Origin of the sequence: Clostridium sp. BL-8, assembly GCF_002006495.1 — a bacterium.
Classification (GTDB): Bacteria; Bacillota; Clostridia; order Clostridiales; family Clostridiaceae; genus Clostridium.
In genome coordinates, this window is sequence record NZ_LZZL01000012.1 from 104,506 (window position 1) to 121,098 (window position 16,593).

Annotated in this window: 12 protein-coding genes; 2 read left to right on the top strand and 10 right to left on the bottom strand. The window is 31.7% G+C overall.

Annotated elements, in window-relative coordinates; genetic code table 11:
- Positions 1-96: 96 nt before the first annotated feature.
- The 6 genes from CLOBL_RS05640 to CLOBL_RS05665 all read right to left on the bottom strand — a co-directional run bounded on the left by CLOBL_RS05640 (position 97) and on the right by CLOBL_RS05665 (position 8,286).
- Complete coding sequence (locus tag CLOBL_RS05640) at positions 97-555, bottom strand: hypothetical protein (RefSeq protein ID WP_077858119.1); 459 nt, start codon at positions 553-555, stop codon at positions 97-99.
- Between the two features lie 428 nt (positions 556-983).
- Positions 984-2,714, bottom strand: a complete 1,731-nt coding sequence (locus tag CLOBL_RS05645) for an RICIN domain-containing protein (protein WP_077858120.1) — start codon at positions 2,712-2,714, stop codon at positions 984-986.
- Between the two features lie 171 nt (positions 2,715-2,885).
- Positions 2,886-5,099, bottom strand: a complete 2,214-nt coding sequence (locus tag CLOBL_RS05650; protein WP_077858121.1) for an alpha-galactosidase — start codon at positions 5,097-5,099, stop codon at positions 2,886-2,888.
- A gap of 43 nt (positions 5,100-5,142) precedes the next feature.
- A complete protein-coding gene (locus CLOBL_RS05655; RefSeq protein ID WP_077858122.1) occupies positions 5,143-5,982 on the bottom strand; it encodes a carbohydrate ABC transporter permease in 840 nt (279 codons plus the stop codon).
- Between the two features lie 16 nt (positions 5,983-5,998).
- On the bottom strand, positions 5,999-6,919 hold the full coding sequence (locus CLOBL_RS05660; RefSeq protein WP_077858123.1) for a sugar ABC transporter permease: 921 nt from the start codon (positions 6,917-6,919) through the stop codon (positions 5,999-6,001).
- Positions 6,920-6,996: 77 nt separating this feature from the next.
- Complete coding sequence (locus tag CLOBL_RS05665; RefSeq protein ID WP_077858124.1) at positions 6,997-8,286, bottom strand: sugar ABC transporter substrate-binding protein; 1,290 nt, start codon at positions 8,284-8,286, stop codon at positions 6,997-6,999.
- 470 nt (positions 8,287-8,756) lie between these two features.
- Here CLOBL_RS05665 and CLOBL_RS05670 point away from each other — a divergent pair, with 470 nt between their 5' ends.
- Positions 8,757-9,605 (top strand): AraC family transcriptional regulator, encoded by an 849-nt coding sequence (locus tag CLOBL_RS05670; protein WP_077858125.1) that lies wholly within the window; start codon positions 8,757-8,759, stop codon positions 9,603-9,605.
- A 74-nt stretch (positions 9,606-9,679) separates the two neighbouring features.
- Here the strand turns inward: CLOBL_RS05670 and CLOBL_RS05675 are convergent, their stop codons facing one another.
- The 4 genes from CLOBL_RS05675 to CLOBL_RS05690 all read right to left on the bottom strand — a co-directional run bounded on the left by CLOBL_RS05675 (position 9,680) and on the right by CLOBL_RS05690 (position 15,378).
- Positions 9,680-12,334, bottom strand: a complete 2,655-nt coding sequence (locus tag CLOBL_RS05675; RefSeq protein ID WP_077858126.1) for a phosphoenolpyruvate synthase — start codon at positions 12,332-12,334, stop codon at positions 9,680-9,682.
- Between the two features lie 15 nt (positions 12,335-12,349).
- Positions 12,350-12,961 (bottom strand): TetR/AcrR family transcriptional regulator, encoded by a 612-nt coding sequence (locus CLOBL_RS05680; protein ID WP_077858127.1) that lies wholly within the window; start codon positions 12,959-12,961, stop codon positions 12,350-12,352.
- Positions 12,962-13,346: 385 nt separating this feature from the next.
- Complete coding sequence (locus tag CLOBL_RS05685) at positions 13,347-14,552, bottom strand: aldo/keto reductase (RefSeq protein ID WP_077858128.1); 1,206 nt, start codon at positions 14,550-14,552, stop codon at positions 13,347-13,349.
- 190 nt (positions 14,553-14,742) lie between these two features.
- Complete coding sequence (locus CLOBL_RS05690; RefSeq protein WP_077858129.1) at positions 14,743-15,378, bottom strand: tRNA-uridine aminocarboxypropyltransferase; 636 nt, start codon at positions 15,376-15,378, stop codon at positions 14,743-14,745.
- A 228-nt stretch (positions 15,379-15,606) separates the two neighbouring features.
- On the opposite strand from CLOBL_RS05690, the gene CLOBL_RS05695 reads away from it, so the two are divergent.
- Positions 15,607-16,590 carry a hypothetical protein gene (locus CLOBL_RS05695; RefSeq protein ID WP_077858130.1) on the top strand — a complete coding sequence of 328 codons (984 nt, stop codon included), beginning with the start codon at positions 15,607-15,609 and terminating at the stop codon, positions 16,588-16,590.
- Positions 16,591-16,593 lie beyond the last annotated feature (3 nt).

The window sequence follows — 16,593 nt, forward strand, 5'->3', positions numbered from 1 at the left end:
TTACATAACAAAATAGCCTTCTATGATTTTTTATATTTTATCATAAAAGACTATTGCAATAATCTGTAAGGTTATTCTATCAAATTCCTAATAAAATTATAACCATTTTCCAATAACTTTTTCAACTAATCGTAATCTAGGTGCCTCTTGAACTGGCGAAATTACAATTGCATTGAATTTTTCATTTTCTGCAACTGGAACAAAATGGCCTTTTCCTTGGGTAATTTCCAACTCTGTTCCTGCTGGAATACGTACAATTTGCACGGTTTCCATTACAGGTTCTCCATTATTAATATCAACAAATAGCATTAATGATGTTCCCTGAAAAAAATAAAATAATTCTTTGTCTTCATGATATTCAATTAAATCAAACTCTGGTGTATGATGCCAGCCCTGTAACAAGCCTGCCATAATATTATTAGTTTTAAAACTGCTAACTAATGGGAATCCTACCCATTCAAAGAAATTTTCCTTATATATATTATGATTTTCTTTAAATGAGAATCTAACTCCATTTATTACTACATCTTTTAAATCTTTTATCTCTATTTCCATGTTCTCTCTCCTTTTTTTTATGATTTTAGCTCATATTTATCTGCCATTTATATTATCCACTCTTCTCCTCCTTTAATTTTTTTCTTTTCTGTGATATCTACCTGTATACGGTAACATGTATTTTGATGTTATAAAATAACAAATAAGTTCCTCTTAAAATGGAATTTATGTACCTTTTCTAAATACTAATATGAATAATGATAGTGCTCGTAAGATTGGATTGCCTAAAATAATAGAATCAAATACTGCTGGAGCAATATTCCCAGTTAATAATTGATATGATATTAATAATACTTCTTAAAGTGTTGACATGCAAAAAAACAGCCACAAGAGTAAGTTAAATTAAATTACTAGAAATTGAACAAAAAAACTGATTACATGAATTTTTTTGTAATCAGTTTTTATTTATTATATTAGTTTTACTTATCTTACTTTTCCAATTGCCACTGCTGATTATAGCCACCATTACTACTCCACTGTAGCACATTGGCACCATCTGCCACTGAATCGTTATCAACGTCCAACAATTTGCTGCTATTGACATTTACCAGATTATAGTATCCATTTCCCTCATCTATAATATTCCACCTCTGATTATTCTGTCCATTATCACTCCATTGTATAACATCAGCACCATCTGCTGTTGAACTATTATAAACATCTAATACTTTTCCGCTATTAGCATTTGTAAGCTTATAACCATTATTCGTATTTGTAATAATCCACTTCTGATTATTCTGACCGTTATCGCTCCACTGTATAACGTCAGCACCGTCTGCTGTTGAATTGTTATAAACATCTAGTACTTTTCCACTGTTGCGGTTAATTAGCTTGTATGTTCCCTCAGATACACTGCCGCCAGTTCCTGAAGTAGTTCCCGGAGTAATGTAGATACGATACCCAGAACTGCTGTTGCAGCCTGTTAATGGCACTGTAATCTGTCCATTAACTACAGAATAATTGGATGTTGAAATTGTAGCTGGTCCAGAAGATACTGTATCCTTGCTTACCCAATCAATCTTCTCCACCTTTACAGATGCTGTTGAGCCTATAAAGGATGGAATGTTTTTAAATGTTGTGTTTATTGTACCATCATTTGGCCCTCCAAAAATAAAACTTATATACTTATTATTTGAATCAACACACGCAGCTCCATCTACTAAATTACTGTCGTCATTTGGTGGTGTTACGCTGACCATTTTTCCTGTCATATCTCCATACCATTTATATAAATACCAGCCTGCACCCTTTTGAGTATCGGTAGCTAAAAGACTTCCCAATCTGCCTAGAGCAGGAACAAACCACCAGGATATACATGCACTGTCTACCTTATAACGTTCAAATTTTGCTATATAACGTGCTGATGATCCTGGCTGTCCTTCAAGGTTATGATTAGAATCACAATATTCATTTATACTGATTGGCAATTGGCTTACTCCAAGAGAAGTTTCCAATTGACTATAGTCTCTTAAATGTGATGATACCCCCTCAATCCCACTGAGTTCATGCCAGCTCATTATATCAGGAAGACAGTTGTTTGCTTTACAGAAACTCAAAAAGTTACTTATAGTAGTACGATTATAATAGCTATAGCAAGGCCCTATGATTTTAGCGCTAGGATCCTTTGCACGAATAACATTGTAAGTCTGCTTCCACATATCATTGAAAGTTCCATTGGCAGAATTCCAGGTCCCATCAGGTTCATTCCATATTTCATAACCATAATAATTATTACGACCAGATGCTTTCTTGTCATTGATAAATGAAGTCACCTGATTAAGCCAGCTTGTCATACCTGGCCACTGATATGGCCAGCCTGGAAGCATATCTGCTAAATCAATTGATACTTTGGCACTTGGAATTGAGGCAAGCCTATCCGAAACAGGTATTGCAGCTCCAAAAGCATGTTGGTTGCCTGAGGCTCCTCTAGCGGGATTTCTCATTACATATGGTTTAAGCGGAGCCACAAGCCCACTTACATCTGCTGGTTTATTTTCAGTGATTCCGTAAAGGGAACCACTTGCACAATGCGTTACATCTCTAAGCACATTTGTGCAGTCTACAGTCATGGTATCAGCTGCCCAAGCCGTTGTTTCTAGTCCTTGAGTCATTGCTCCCAAAACGCATAGACTTAGAATCGTTGCTAAAATTTTTTTCATAAACCTAAAACCTCCTCAAAATTTCTCACTTTTACCCAATTATAAGATTTATTCAATTATGAAATTATACTGCATTCTTTTTATCTCAAAATTCACCTTCCTTTCATTTCGGGCTTTGCCTTAAAATTTTAGTTATAGTAAAGAAAAGAATTCATTTCACTTTAACTATGACTATTCATTTATTTCTTTTACATAGTATATTGCTGAAGTAAAGTCTCCTCCATCTTGACAAAGTTCTTCTTTTTTCACAGGTATACCTGCAAACATTAGCTCATCCCCAAAAAATATCTCCTTTTTATTGTCATTAATATAGTACTTTTTATTTGTATTAAGACCTTGAAGTTTAATTCTCTTAAAAGCATCATTGGCACAATTTAATACTTTGTAATATCCAACTAATGCTTCACATCTATCTTCTGATACAACCATCCATGAATTTGCATTACCTTCAAATGGACTTACTAATCTATAAAAAGTTCCTTTTTGAATTAATTCTCTTTTTTCCTTCATAAATTTAACTTGTTCTCTTATAATTTCTTTTTCTTCTTTTGATAAGGTATTTAAATCCAACTCATATCCAAATGCTCCAAAATAAGCTACATTAGCCCTTGTCTCTAATGGAGTTGTTCTAAATACTTGTTGATTTGGCACTTCAGATACATGTGCTCCAATACTGCTTATTGGGTAAACATATGAGGTTCCATACTGTATCTTCATTCTTTCTACTGCATCTGTATTATCACTTGTCCAACATTGAGGTGCATAGTACAACATTCCAGGATCAAATCTTGCACCACCGCTCGAGCAGGATTCAAATAAAATATGAGGAAATTCAGAGGTCAATCTTTCATATAAGGAATATACTCCCAAAATATACTCATGCATTACTTTTCCTTGATTTTCTGCACTTTTAGCAACACTATAACATTCTGTCATATATCTATTCATATCCCATTTTACATACGATATAGAAGCTTCCCGAAATACTTTTGACATGGATTCATATATATAATCAATTACTTCTTCCCTTGAAAAATCTAAGGTATATTGATTTCTACAATGTGATGTACTTCTGTTTGGAGTATGAATAATCCAATCTGAATGAGCTCTATATAAGTCACTGTCTTTATTGACCATTTCAGGTTCAAACCAGAGCCCAAATTTCATTCCAATTTCTTCTATTTTTTTAGAAAGTCCAATAATTCCACTTGGAAGTTTTTTTGTATTTACATACCAGTCTCCTAGACCTGATTTATCATTATTTCGATTTCCAAACCAACCATCATCTAATACAAATAATTCTATTCCTAGCTCTTTTGCAGTCTTAGCAAGCTTAAGTATTACCTCCTCATTAAAGTTAAACATTGTGGCTTCCCAATTGTTTATTAATATTGGACGCACTCTGTCTCTCCAATATCCTCTGGCAAGTCTGGTCCTATATAATTTATGATAAGCCTGACTTATTCCATTCATTCCGTTATGTGAATAAGCCATAACTACTTCAGGAGTTTGAAAGCTTTCATTTTTCTGTAATACCCATTCGAACATGTTTGGATGTATTCCCAACATTATTCTGGAGGTATTATGAGTATCAACAAGAACCTCACCTAAGAAATTTCCACTATAAACTAAACTAAAACCATAAACCTCACCCTCAAATTCAGTCGTCTCAGATCTCTTCAATGCTATAAAGGGATTGTGCTCTGCACTGCTTGCCCCCCTTAAGCTGTAAATTGATTGAATTCCCTGCTCTAGTCTTTTGCTTTTCACATGCCTTTCTCTACTCCAGGCTCCACATAAATGTACCATTTCATAATCATAATCAGGTAAATCCAAACTACAGCTCATTGCTTTTGTCAAAGTAATTTCTTCTTCCCCGTCATTAATAAACTTTGCATTTCTGGTTATTATGGGAAAGTCTTCATAAATAGTGTAACTAAGCATTAATCTTGTTTTAATTAATTTATCATAAAGTATTATTTCTAAAGTCTGAGCTTCTTTTTCGTTTTCTACATACGTTGCTGGAAGTTTTTCTAATTTCTTTTTACCTTTAAAAATGTTATAAGTTTCAAATTCAAAATTAGTTATTCTACTTCCATTTTTTTGTTTTATTTCAAAGGCCGGATATCTAAAATCCGTTGTACCATAGGAAGGATACTCCTGCTTAGTATGCTGCAAGGAAAAACTTGTATCACCTTCGAATACATACGCGGCTAAAGGACGAGCCCCACCTTCTAAAAGATAAGAAAATGATTCCTTATGATGTATCCTTTGTCCATAGTATAAATTGCCTAGTTGATTATTTTGAAGTATTTTTATTATATAGCTTATTTCTTTATTATATAGATGAAATTCTTTAGACTTTTCATTAAATTTTATTGCCATGATATCCCTCCCCGTGTTTTTTCGTTCTTTGGCTCCTTAGTTATTAAAGCTTGCCACCTGAAGTTGCAATACCTTCAATAAATTGCTTTTGGAATATAATATATATTGCAAGCATAGGCCAAATAGCAAGTACAGAGGCTGCCATTAATTGTGGATAGTTAACTGAATATGCACTTTGAATTTTGGCAAGGGCTGAAGATAAAGTTGCTGCATCTGCATTTGAATTTACAATTAAAGGCCACATTAAATCTTTAAAAGCAAATAATGCTGTAAATATTCCAAGTGCAACTAATCCTGACTTTGTAAGAGGCAACATTACTTTTAAAAAGGTTTGTCCTATATTACATCCATCAAGCCTGGCTGATTCTTCTAATTCTTTTGGGAGTCCCATAAAAAACTGTCTTAACAAAAATGTACCAAAGGCACTAACAAATCCTGGAAATAATAAAGCAAATACTGTATTTCTCATACCTAATTTATCTACCATCAGATATTGTGGAATTATGAAAAGTTGAACTGGCACCATCATTTGAAATAGCACTATTCCAAACAAAAAGTTTCTTCCTGGAAACTTTAATCTTGCAAAGGCATAGGCTGCCATGGCACTGAAGGCTACAGAACAAATTACTCTTAAGATTATCATTGAAAAAGTATTGAAATATAACATAATAAAATCATTTTGCTTTATTACCTCAAAATAATTTTCAATTTTCCATTCTGATGGGAACATTATAAAAGGATTCATGGAAGTAGATTCTGATACACTTTTAAATGATGTAAGTATCATCCACGCAAAGGGCATTATCATAATCACTACTCCTAGAATTAAAACTAAATGTATGCCTATTTTTGTGCGTTTTTTATTCTTATTTATATTCAACATAATGCTTGTCTCCTTTCTACATATAATTTACCCATTTCTTTTGAGCTTTCATTTGAAATACTGTAATAATCATTATTATGACTAAAAGCAGCATTACAATTGCTGATCCATAACCCTTATCTGCATATTTAAAGGAACTGTTATAAAACAGATATACTAAAGATACCGTACTATCATATGCTGGACTAGTTACATCAATCATCATATAAATAACATCAAAGACCTGCATTCCTTGAATTATACTGGTTACTACAACAAAAAATAGCGTTGGTGATACCAATGGCAATGTAATATTAAAGAATTGTCTAACTGGCTTAGCACCATCTATGCTGGAGGCTTCATAATAATCTCTTGGTATTTCTTGAAGTCCTGCGATTAAAAGTACCATACTATATCCAATTGTGCTCCATATGCCTATAATTATTATTGAATATAGAGCTATATTAGGATCATCAATCCAATTTACAGGATTTATTCCAACTTTCGATAACACATAATTAATAAGTCCATATTGATTGTTATATAACCATTTCCATATCATTGTTATTGCAGCTGGAGCCGCAACCATTGGAATAAAATAAATAGTCCTATAAGTACCTTTTCCCTTTATTTTAGAATTTAATAATACGGCTAAAATCATTGCTATGATTACTGTTGCAGGAACAACTATAACTGTGTATTTTAATGTATTAATTACCGCATGCCATACTTGTGTATCTCCAAGCATCTTTTTATAATTGCTTAAACCTACAAATATATTTCCTTTTCCGAAATCACCGCTTTTAAAAAAACTTAAATACAACGTTTGAACGATTGGTATGATGTTCAATATTATAAGTCCAATAATAGTTGGAGCAACTAAAAAATATGCCCATTTCCACTCATTAATTGTCTGCTTGGATGGCTTTTTCTTAATTATTGTTGTATCATTTGCCATAAATTCATCTCCTCTACAACTATTTTAAAAATTACGGCAACAAAATGCATATGTTGCCGTGAATAGTTCTATATAGTTTACTTTTCTTCCTTTAGAGCATCATTCATCATTTGAGCTGTATCTTTGCAGGCATCATCAACTGTTTTTTCACCTGTAAAGGCACCTTTTAGTAATTCATAAGCCTTATCTTCCCATTTTGCAGTATTGTTAGAATATGGTCTTATTTGGGCATACTTAACCATATCAATAAAGCATTTTATGTTAAAGGTCTTATTGGAATTTACCCAAGCATCAGCTGTTCCATTATATGCAGAAATTGCTATTCCAAGTTCTGCCTGTCTTGTTTGTCCTTCTTTCGAGCTTAAGTATTCAACCCATTTCCAAGCTTCTTCTGGGTGTTTTGTAGTTGCTGAAATTGCATTTCCAAGTCCATTAAAAATACTAGCTCTCTTCCCATCATTTGCTGAAGGTAATACTGCAACATTAAAATTTTTAGACATATAATCATTTGAAGTAAAGCCGCTTAAATTCCAAGAGCCAAATAGCCCCATTGCACATAATCCATTTTGCATTGCTTCTGCACGTTCAGCATCACCAAATATCTTTGGTGATAATCCATCTTGAACAAATTTCACATAAAACTTCATTGCTTCTATTGTCTTAGGATTATCATAACCTGATACTTTATCATCAGTTATAATTGTTCCTCCATTTTGATAAACAAAATTATAGTATCCTTCTTGATTGTGTAATGGAGCCAAGAAACCATATTGTTTACCATCACCAGTTGTTAACTTTTTAGCTGCTTCATATAATTTGTCCCAGTTCCATGTTTCATCTGGATATGATATTCCAGCTTTATCAAACATGGTTTTGTTATACCAAAGGCCTATTGTATCGTAATCTTTTGGAATTGCATATTGCTTATTATTTAGATTGTATATTTTATCTAATCCCTCTGGATAATTTGACAATTTAACTTCGCTACTCTTATTAATTCTATCTGTCAAATCCATAAGCATACCATTTGATTCATACCTATAAATTTCATTTGAATGCATCCAGAAAGTATCTGGAAGTGAACCTCCTGTTGCAGCTGCTTCTAGCATTGTCCAATAATTATCCCAGCCCACAACTTGTAAATCTATTTTTATTCCAGGATTTTTTGCTTCAAACTCATCAGCCATTGTTCTGATACCTTTTGCTTGATTTGAGTCCCAAAGCGCATAAGTAATATGCACATCTTTGCCACTGCTACTAGATGTATCTTGTCCACTTGTCGAAGCAGTCTTTGTGCTGCCACATCCAATTAATCCGGTAACAGCCATTACGCTAGCTAATATTAAAGAAACAATTTTCTTTTTCATTATAATACCTCCCGCTTTTATAAAAATTAATTTTCCTATTAATATTTATCCTCAACATTAGTCTGTTGAACTAATATTAAAAATCCAAATTTATAGTTTAAATTTCTTGAAACCTATAAATAAAAATATATATTTTCGTTTATGTATTACTATAGTAAAGCTTTACAGAGGTAAGTAAAAAATAATTGATATAGAATTTTTATATTATTTCTAGAACTAAATATTTAATTTTTACAACCTACTTATTAGCATAGCTATTTCCCCTATATATTGCCTTATATGAATTTACTTAGTTTCCATGATTAAATTTTATCACTAAAAAAAAATAAAATACATGGAATAACAAAGCTAAAAATATATTCTTTTGCTATATTGTTTTATTATTGATTAATAATAGACGCAAAAGCACATATTTTATGATATACTAATTTCATACAGTATTGTAAACAATATCAATGGTGGTGAAAATTATGGCGGACTTTAAAAGTTTTATTTTTAATAATGTTAATTATGTTGATATTATCCTCTATCAATTTGGTTCAGAACGCTGTGATCCTTTGCATTCATTTGGACCAACTGTTAAAAATCACTATCTTTTTCACTATATATTATCTGGAAAAGGTAAACTTTATTCAATTAATGATAGAACAAATAAAACTTCTATATATAATATAAAGGCTGGAGAAGGTTTTTTATTAACTCCAAACATAATAAACACTTATGAAGCAGATAAAGATGATCCATGGAATTATATATGGATAGAATTTGAAGGTTTGAAAGCTGAACGCTACTTAGATGAAATAGGAATATCCGCAAAAAATCCAATATATATACCAAAGGAATACAATTTTGAGAACTCTATTATAGATAATTTTAGATTTTTACTAAACAATCCAAGTGCACCAGATTCAGCTATACTTGGGCATACTTATCTTATTTTTTATGCCCTTTTAGAAAATTCTGCTTCTAACAATACGAATAAAGCTACCAACCTTCAGGAATTCTATGTTAGAGAGGCTATAAATTATATTGAAAAGAACTATAACAATAACATTTCTGTTGAAGATATTGCAAAGTGGTGCAATCTTGATAGAAGTTATTTTGGAAAGATATTCAAAAGTTCTATGAAAACCACACCTCAGGAATTTTTAATAAAATATAGGCTCTCTAAAGCCTGTGAAATGCTTAAAGACAAGAATATATCAATTAAAGATATTGCTGAACTCACAGGATATCCAAATCAATTTTATTTTTCCAAAGCTTTTAAAAATGTTTATAATATAACTCCTAGTAAATGGCGGAATCAAAATAAATCATAATAAATGACTGAATTAAATAATATCATTAATTAATTCAGTCAAACAAAGTGCAACTAAAATCCCAAAAGCATCACCTATTCTTCTATTACCATCACATACCCGTTATTTCCGTCTACTCTAATTTTTTGACCTGTTTTAATCTTTTGGGTAGCTTCTGAGATTCCTACAACTGCTGGTATTCCATACTCTCTAGCTACCACAGTTCCGTGAGTTAATAGGCCTCCAACTTCCATTACCAATCCAGCTGCATTTATAAAAAGTGGCGTCCATCCTGGATCAGTGAATGGTGCTATAAGAATCTCACCTTTATTTAAACCGGCCTTAGAAGGATCAGTTATTACCTTTGCAATGCCCTCTATTATTCCTGATGAAACTGGAATACCTATAAGAGCTCCTTCAGGTAGATTTTCTCTCTTGTATCCAGCTTTTATTTCTTCTCCTTCGCTTGTAATAACACGAGGAGCATTTAGTTTTTTGTAATGCTCATATTCTTCTTTTCTTTGTTCTACTAATTCCTTAAGACTTTCATTATTTTCAATTGCTTTATATAGTTCTTCGAAACTTATATAGAAAATATCCTTTTCCTCATTTAAATGACCTTTTTGAACCAGTACTTTTGCTTCTTCAAGGAGTGCATTTTTAAAGATCATACAAAGCCTCATCATCATAAACTTGTGGTGTTCCCTTATTGGAAAATCATTTCTTAAAACTAATATGAGCCTACTTGCAATTTTAGCTTTAAATTTTCCGTGTTTAGCTTGTATTTCTTTTATCATATTTTCTGCTGCAGCTTTTGCTTTTTCTATAGTATTTTTGTATTCTTCTCTATGAGCTCCTTCCTTAGAAGTTCTAACAGTCGCAAGTATAGATTTTACAAGTGGCTCTGGATTCTCTATCCAACGCTCCCTAGCTATATCTATTTCTCCTGAAGCACGTACTCCATACTGATTTATAAAATCATTAAAGAACCTCTTGAACTCATCATTTCCTTTAACTTTATTTATTCTTAAAGGCAATGTCTCATAATCTTCATTTTCAAATTCATTAATTAAACTTTGAGATTTTCTTACCATATCTGCCAAATCTCCAGTAAGCAATCCCATTTCTGTGGTAATGTTACCTTCTAAACCTTTTGTAATTATATTAGTATAATTACTTGTTCCTAAAAGCTTAATCTCTAACTTTTCAAGTACCTTAAATGTAATAATTCCCGGAGCCAAATATGGAATTACTTTCTTAGCATCTTCATAAAGGCTAGCTTTTTCACAGATTACATTTAATCTTTCAACACCTTGATTTGCATTTAAAATAGCTTTCAAGGTATCCTCTTCACGTTGCTTAATATATTTATTCATAAACTCTATTGTTCCATCAGGATTAGTGAAAACAAGATTTTTTATAACTTTAACTGCAGCAGGGGCTATATATTTCAAAAAGGGTTTAAGATTGACTCTCTTTTCTTTAAACGTTTCCTTAAAATCTTTCCTTTTTGAAAGTTCCATTAAAGCTTCTGCCATCAAGACATCTGCATTTGTTAATAATGCTAATAGCTTCTCCTTTATTTTCTTAGAATGCATAAGTCCGCTTACATCCGCATAAATTCTACCACCTGCTGAAGCCAAAATCTTATATTTTTCTTCTCTTTTAATATTTTTACCAAAAGGCAGCATGTCTCTAAATAAATCTATCCCTAAAGGAGAAATCGGATCTGTCATAACTTGAAGGTGATTTATAGAGATATAGGTATGCATATCACCGTCTTTAGGCATAGGAATTGGAATTGGAAACAATGATGTAATAGCACGACTTTGCACTATATACAAATTACTATTCTCTAAGCACCACTCAATATCTTGAGGACAGCCATAATGCTTTTCTATTTCCATTCCAAGTTCAGCAAGTTTTTTAATCTCAGAATCCTTCATTACCTGACTAATAGATTTTTCACCTGTTATGTCCACTGTTTTTGTACCGCCACCTTGAATAGGCATTATTGCCATTTTCTTGTCTGCTATATTCTTACTTTCTATTTCCAAACTTTCTTTCTTAAATTTATATATATCAGGAGATACAAGACCAGATACTAAAGCTTCTCCAAGTCCATAACTTGCATCAATAGAAATAACTCCTCTATGACCTGATACAGGGTCTGCTGTAAACATGATACCAGCTATATTTGGAAGCACCATTTTTTGAACCACCACAGACATATGGACCTTTTCATGCTGAATTTTATTTTGTAATCTATAGAGTATAGCTCTATCAGTAAATAATGATGCCCAACAATTTCTTACAGAATTAATTAGTGAAGCTTTTCCTTTAATGTTAAGATAAGTATCTTGTTGACCTGCGAAAGATGCAAAAGCTAAATCTTCTGCAGTAGCGCTCGATCTAACAGCATAATAGTTATCGATTCCAATCTGGTTAGCTGCTTTTATAATTTCTTCTTCTACTTTTCTCGGCATTTCTGATTGTTCTATCTTCTCTCTTATTTTAATTCCTATGGTACTAATATTTTCAAGGTTTGCATCTTTAATTTCATCTACAATAAAACCATAAAGTTTATTGTAATTTATAAATTCCTTATAACTTTCTGTAGTTACACAAAATCCAAAAGGAACTGGAAAACCAGCCTTAGTCATCTCTCCTAGATTTGCACCTTTACCACCCACAAGCGGTAAATCCTTCTTATCTATTTCATCAAAATATAATGTGTACTTATTTCCCATAGTAATCATCTCCCTCTAATTCTTTTGTGCCCCTGCTCCATTTATAAACAATTCTATAATCTGAGCTTTTGATGCCTCTAAATTTATATCTTTATTTCCATAAACACTTGAAATGAAATAATTCATATGTAGAAATTGAAAATTTCTTGCCAAAATAGTTGAAGAAATATCTTTTCTAAGTTGATTATTTTCCTGTGCATTTTTTACAATTTCTGAGATCAATCCTTCTAACCCACTTCTATGTGGATTTTCAATGGGATTTGTATAAAAAAGAGTCTGCATTCTATATCTAAAATAAATCGCTGTAAATTCCATATTATTTTGATATATATGATTTATAAAATCCAAGATACTATTTAACGTTTCTTCTATATTTCCATTTTTCTTAAATTCTTCACTAACCTCATTAAAATTATTACTATAATTATTTATAAGAGACTTAAAGTATGCGGATACTATAGACTCTTTATCTTGGAAGTAATTATATAATGTGCCTTTAGAAACATCTGATTTTACTGCTATTTCCTCCATATATGTTTCTTGAAAGCCTTTTTCCTTAAAGAGAGCTAATGCGCTATCAATTATAATCTCTTTAGTTATTTCCTTTTTACGTTCTCTTCTATTCATCTTTATGATTCCTCCTAAAATATTTACTTTAAACCGAAAATAAAATTGTACTCCATATATTTTTGTACTAAGTATAATTTTATACTACGTTAAATATTTATGAAAGTCAATAATATTTATTATGCACTTTTAGTTTATTTCTCAAAACATTTCGGTTATGATCACCCATAAAATATGAGGTTAGCGTATTTCTATTATTGTTTTTTTATACCACTTTACCATATAAAGATATATTTGTAGTATTTTATAATTTAAATAAATTTAAATAAATAGAAAAAGGTGCATAGATAACTATACACCAATTATTAATATTAAGTTGTTGCATAACCGATTATATATCTTCATTAGCTCCTAATATATTGTAATTTAATCAAACTCTCAAAAACTAATATACCTTAAATAATTTCACCGCAGTTTTTGCAATTTTATATATAGGTGTTTCAAGCTCTCTTCGAGCGTTTTTTAGTTCTTTTCGAATTTCTATATGCTGTGGACAATGCTGCTCACATTTACCACATTCAACACATTGTGAGGCACTGGCTGGATTTTTTCTAAGTGCTGTACACATGAGATATTCTCTTCTGCCATTTCCCTTATTTTCAGCATACATCATATTGTAAGAATGAAAAGTTCCAGGAATATCTACTCCCTTAGGACATGGCATACAATAAGCACAGCCTGTGCAGCCTACTTTAATGTTTCTCTTTATTTCACTCTTAACTTGTTCTATAAGATCAAAATCCTCTTCTGTAAATTCGCCTGAATTTACATCCTTTGCAACCTTTATATTCTCCTGAACCATTTCAAGGGAGTTCATTCCAGAGAGCACGCAGGTAACCTGAGGTTGATTCCAAAGCCAACGGAATGCCCATTCTGCTGGAGTACGTTTCCTTGAATTCTCTTTTATTATATTCTTAGCTTTCTCTGGCAATAAATTAACTAATCTTCCACCTCTTAAAGGTTCCATTATGATTACAGGAAGTTCTTTTTTATTAGCTGCTTCAAGACCTCTTCTTCCCGCTTGACTATGTTCATCTAAATAATTGTATTGAATCTGACAGAAGTCCCAATCATAAGCATCTAGAAGCTGAATAAACATATCTGTGTTTCCATGATAAGAAAAACCAACGTTACGAATTTGCCCACTTTCAACCTTTTCCTTTAACCATTCTATAACGCCTAATGATTTTAACCTTTCCCATGTCTTCACGTCCGTAAGCATATGCATAAGATAATAATCAATATGATCAGTTTGAAGTCTTCTTAATTGCTCATTAAAATATTTTTCTAAACTCTTTTGCGATTTAATCAAGTAATGAGGAAGCTTTGTTGCAATATATATTTTATCCCTGCAATTATTTCTTTTTAAAATTTCGCCTAAAGTAGCCTCACTGCCTGAATATACATAAGCAGTATCAAAATAATTAACTCCATTATTTATTGCTTCCATAACTTCTTTTTCTGCCTTATCTATGTCAGTATTCCCGTTTTTTTTAGTAAACCTCATACAGCCATAACCTAGTATGGATAACTTGTTTCCTTTTTTGTCTTTTCTATACTTCATTTCTGAAGCTTTTTTTATTGACTCCATTATTATAATCACCTCACTAAATATCTATATTATAACAAATATAATTTTTTAAAGCTTTAAGTATCATATATACGTCCACAGAAAAAATACTTATCGTTCCTACGCTATATTTATAGTATAAGTCATTATAAACGTAAATCAAACTATTCTCCATTAAATGTAATATATTTTATAATGCTAGAATCCCTGTCTAATATTCTAACTTCACTCCATTAACTCCTGCTTTAAAACTTTTTATAAATAAATCAAAAACACCTTTAATTAATTGTGCATTCTCAAATTCCTCATTTAACTTAAGTACTTCGATTGCTGCTTCTATAGTACACAGTTCTCCTTCTGATGCACCTTTTCTTAACGTATATTCTGACTTATAAATTGGTTTCAATGAAATTCTTGGTAGATTTTTTAAGTAATAACTCTTTCTAAATATCTTTTCAGCTTCTTTCCATGTACCATCCAATATAATAAATGCTGGAGTTTTCTCTGAACTTCTATATTTAAAATTTTTTTCTGATAAATTATCATTTTCTACAGGAAACAGTATATATGTTTCATACTCTTCGCTATTGATGTATTCAATTAATTTTTCAGGAGTATTTGTTCTCTCCCAAAGAACTAGTTCAGTTGATTTTACATTCATCAATTTCAGCAATCTAGCGGTATTGGAAGGTCTATTAAATTCTCTTTCTGTTGATAATATTAATATCTTTGCTTTAGTCTTTATTTTAGGCGCAACATTACAGATACAATTTATTATTGGTAATCCACATTTGTTGCAGCTCTCATACAATTTCGTGATTTGCTTAACTTTAAATTTAGAATCCATCTTATCTCCTTGTTCAGTTTTTATTCTATTTTTTCTCTTTAAATATTTTATTCCACTATCACAAGTTTGTCTAATTCTTTGATACTCTTAATTATATAATGCTAGATATTTCACATAAATTTCACATTGAGGCCTTATACTGCATTTGTAACCAGTTATTAGCTTGTTACATAAAACCAATTTTAATAATTTAAATCAAAAAATATTATACAACAAGGAGATATGATTATGAAAAAGAAAAAATTATTAGTACTTGCTATTGCAGCTATGGTTTCAATATCAAGTATTGTTCCAGCTTTTGCTGATGACACTACTACATCAAGTACAACAACTACTATAGTTGCAGATGAACAACAAACTAGTACAGCAGCTACACTTTCTAAACTTGCTCAAAGAGCAGCTAAACTCAGCATAGACATTACAGATTTAACTAATGATCAAGCAAGAGCTAAAATAAGAGCAGCTGTTGCGGCAAAACTTGGAATAGACATAACAGGTCTTACTCCAGATGAAGCAAGAGCAAAAATTCAAAGCGCAAGGGCTGCAAAGCTTGGTGTTGATATTACAGGCTTAACCTTTGATGAATCACAAGATAAAATACAAGAAGCTCTTGAAGTCAAAACTTTAGATACGACTGATAAGCTTTCAGCAAAAGCTACGGTTCTTGGTATTGATATAACAGGATTATCAAATGCAGATGCAAGGACTAAAATTGAAGCAGCTGTTCAAGCTAATAGTCTTGAAAGACTTACTAAAAAAGCAGTAAAACTTGGAATTGATATTACAGGTCTATCTCTCCAAGATGCTAGAACTAAAGTTCTAACTGCTGAAGCTGCAAAGCTTGGTGTTGATATTACAGGTTTATCAAATGAAGATGCAGCAGCTAAATTAAAAGCAGCCTTCGATACAAAAATTCAGGCTGAACTTGCTAACAGAGCAACAAAACTTGGTGTCGATATTACAGGTTTATCAAATAAAGATGCTAGAGCTAAATTAGATCAAGCAGAAGCTGCAAAACTTGGAATTGATGTAACAGGTCTTTCAAATGAAGAAGCTAGAATTAAAATTCAAGATGCAAGAGCTGCAAAACTTGGAATCGATATAACAGGATTATCGATTCAAGATGCAAGTGCTAAAATTCAAGCAGCATATCAAGCTAGAAAAGAGGCTAGACAAGGGAAAACTACAGCAACTTCTACTACAACAGCATAGTAA

Bases quoted from the DNA above. Each gene is read 5' to 3' on its own strand.
- CLOBL_RS05640 (WP_077858119.1), bottom strand. From the start codon at position 555: ATGGAAATAGAGATAAAAGATTTAAAAGATGTAGTAATAAATGGAGTT.
- CLOBL_RS05645 (WP_077858120.1), bottom strand. From the start codon at position 2,714: ATGAAAAAAATTTTAGCAACGATTCTAAGTCTATGCGTTTTGGGAGCA.
- CLOBL_RS05650 (WP_077858121.1), bottom strand. From the start codon at position 5,099: ATGGCAATAAAATTTAATGAAAAGTCTAAAGAATTTCATCTATATAAT.
- CLOBL_RS05655 (WP_077858122.1), bottom strand. From the start codon at position 5,982: ATGTTGAATATAAATAAGAATAAAAAACGCACAAAAATAGGCATACAT.
- CLOBL_RS05660 (WP_077858123.1), bottom strand. From the start codon at position 6,919: ATGGCAAATGATACAACAATAATTAAGAAAAAGCCATCCAAGCAGACA.
- CLOBL_RS05665 (WP_077858124.1), bottom strand. From the start codon at position 8,286: ATGAAAAAGAAAATTGTTTCTTTAATATTAGCTAGCGTAATGGCTGTT.
- CLOBL_RS05670 (WP_077858125.1), top strand. From the start codon at position 8,757: ATGGCGGACTTTAAAAGTTTTATTTTTAATAATGTTAATTATGTTGAT.
- CLOBL_RS05675 (WP_077858126.1), bottom strand. From the start codon at position 12,334: ATGGGAAATAAGTACACATTATATTTTGATGAAATAGATAAGAAGGAT.
- CLOBL_RS05680 (WP_077858127.1), bottom strand. From the start codon at position 12,961: ATGAATAGAAGAGAACGTAAAAAGGAAATAACTAAAGAGATTATAATT.
- CLOBL_RS05685 (WP_077858128.1), bottom strand. From the start codon at position 14,552: ATGGAGTCAATAAAAAAAGCTTCAGAAATGAAGTATAGAAAAGACAAA.
- CLOBL_RS05690 (WP_077858129.1), bottom strand. From the start codon at position 15,378: ATGGATTCTAAATTTAAAGTTAAGCAAATCACGAAATTGTATGAGAGC.
- CLOBL_RS05695 (WP_077858130.1), top strand. From the start codon at position 15,607: ATGAAAAAGAAAAAATTATTAGTACTTGCTATTGCAGCTATGGTTTCA.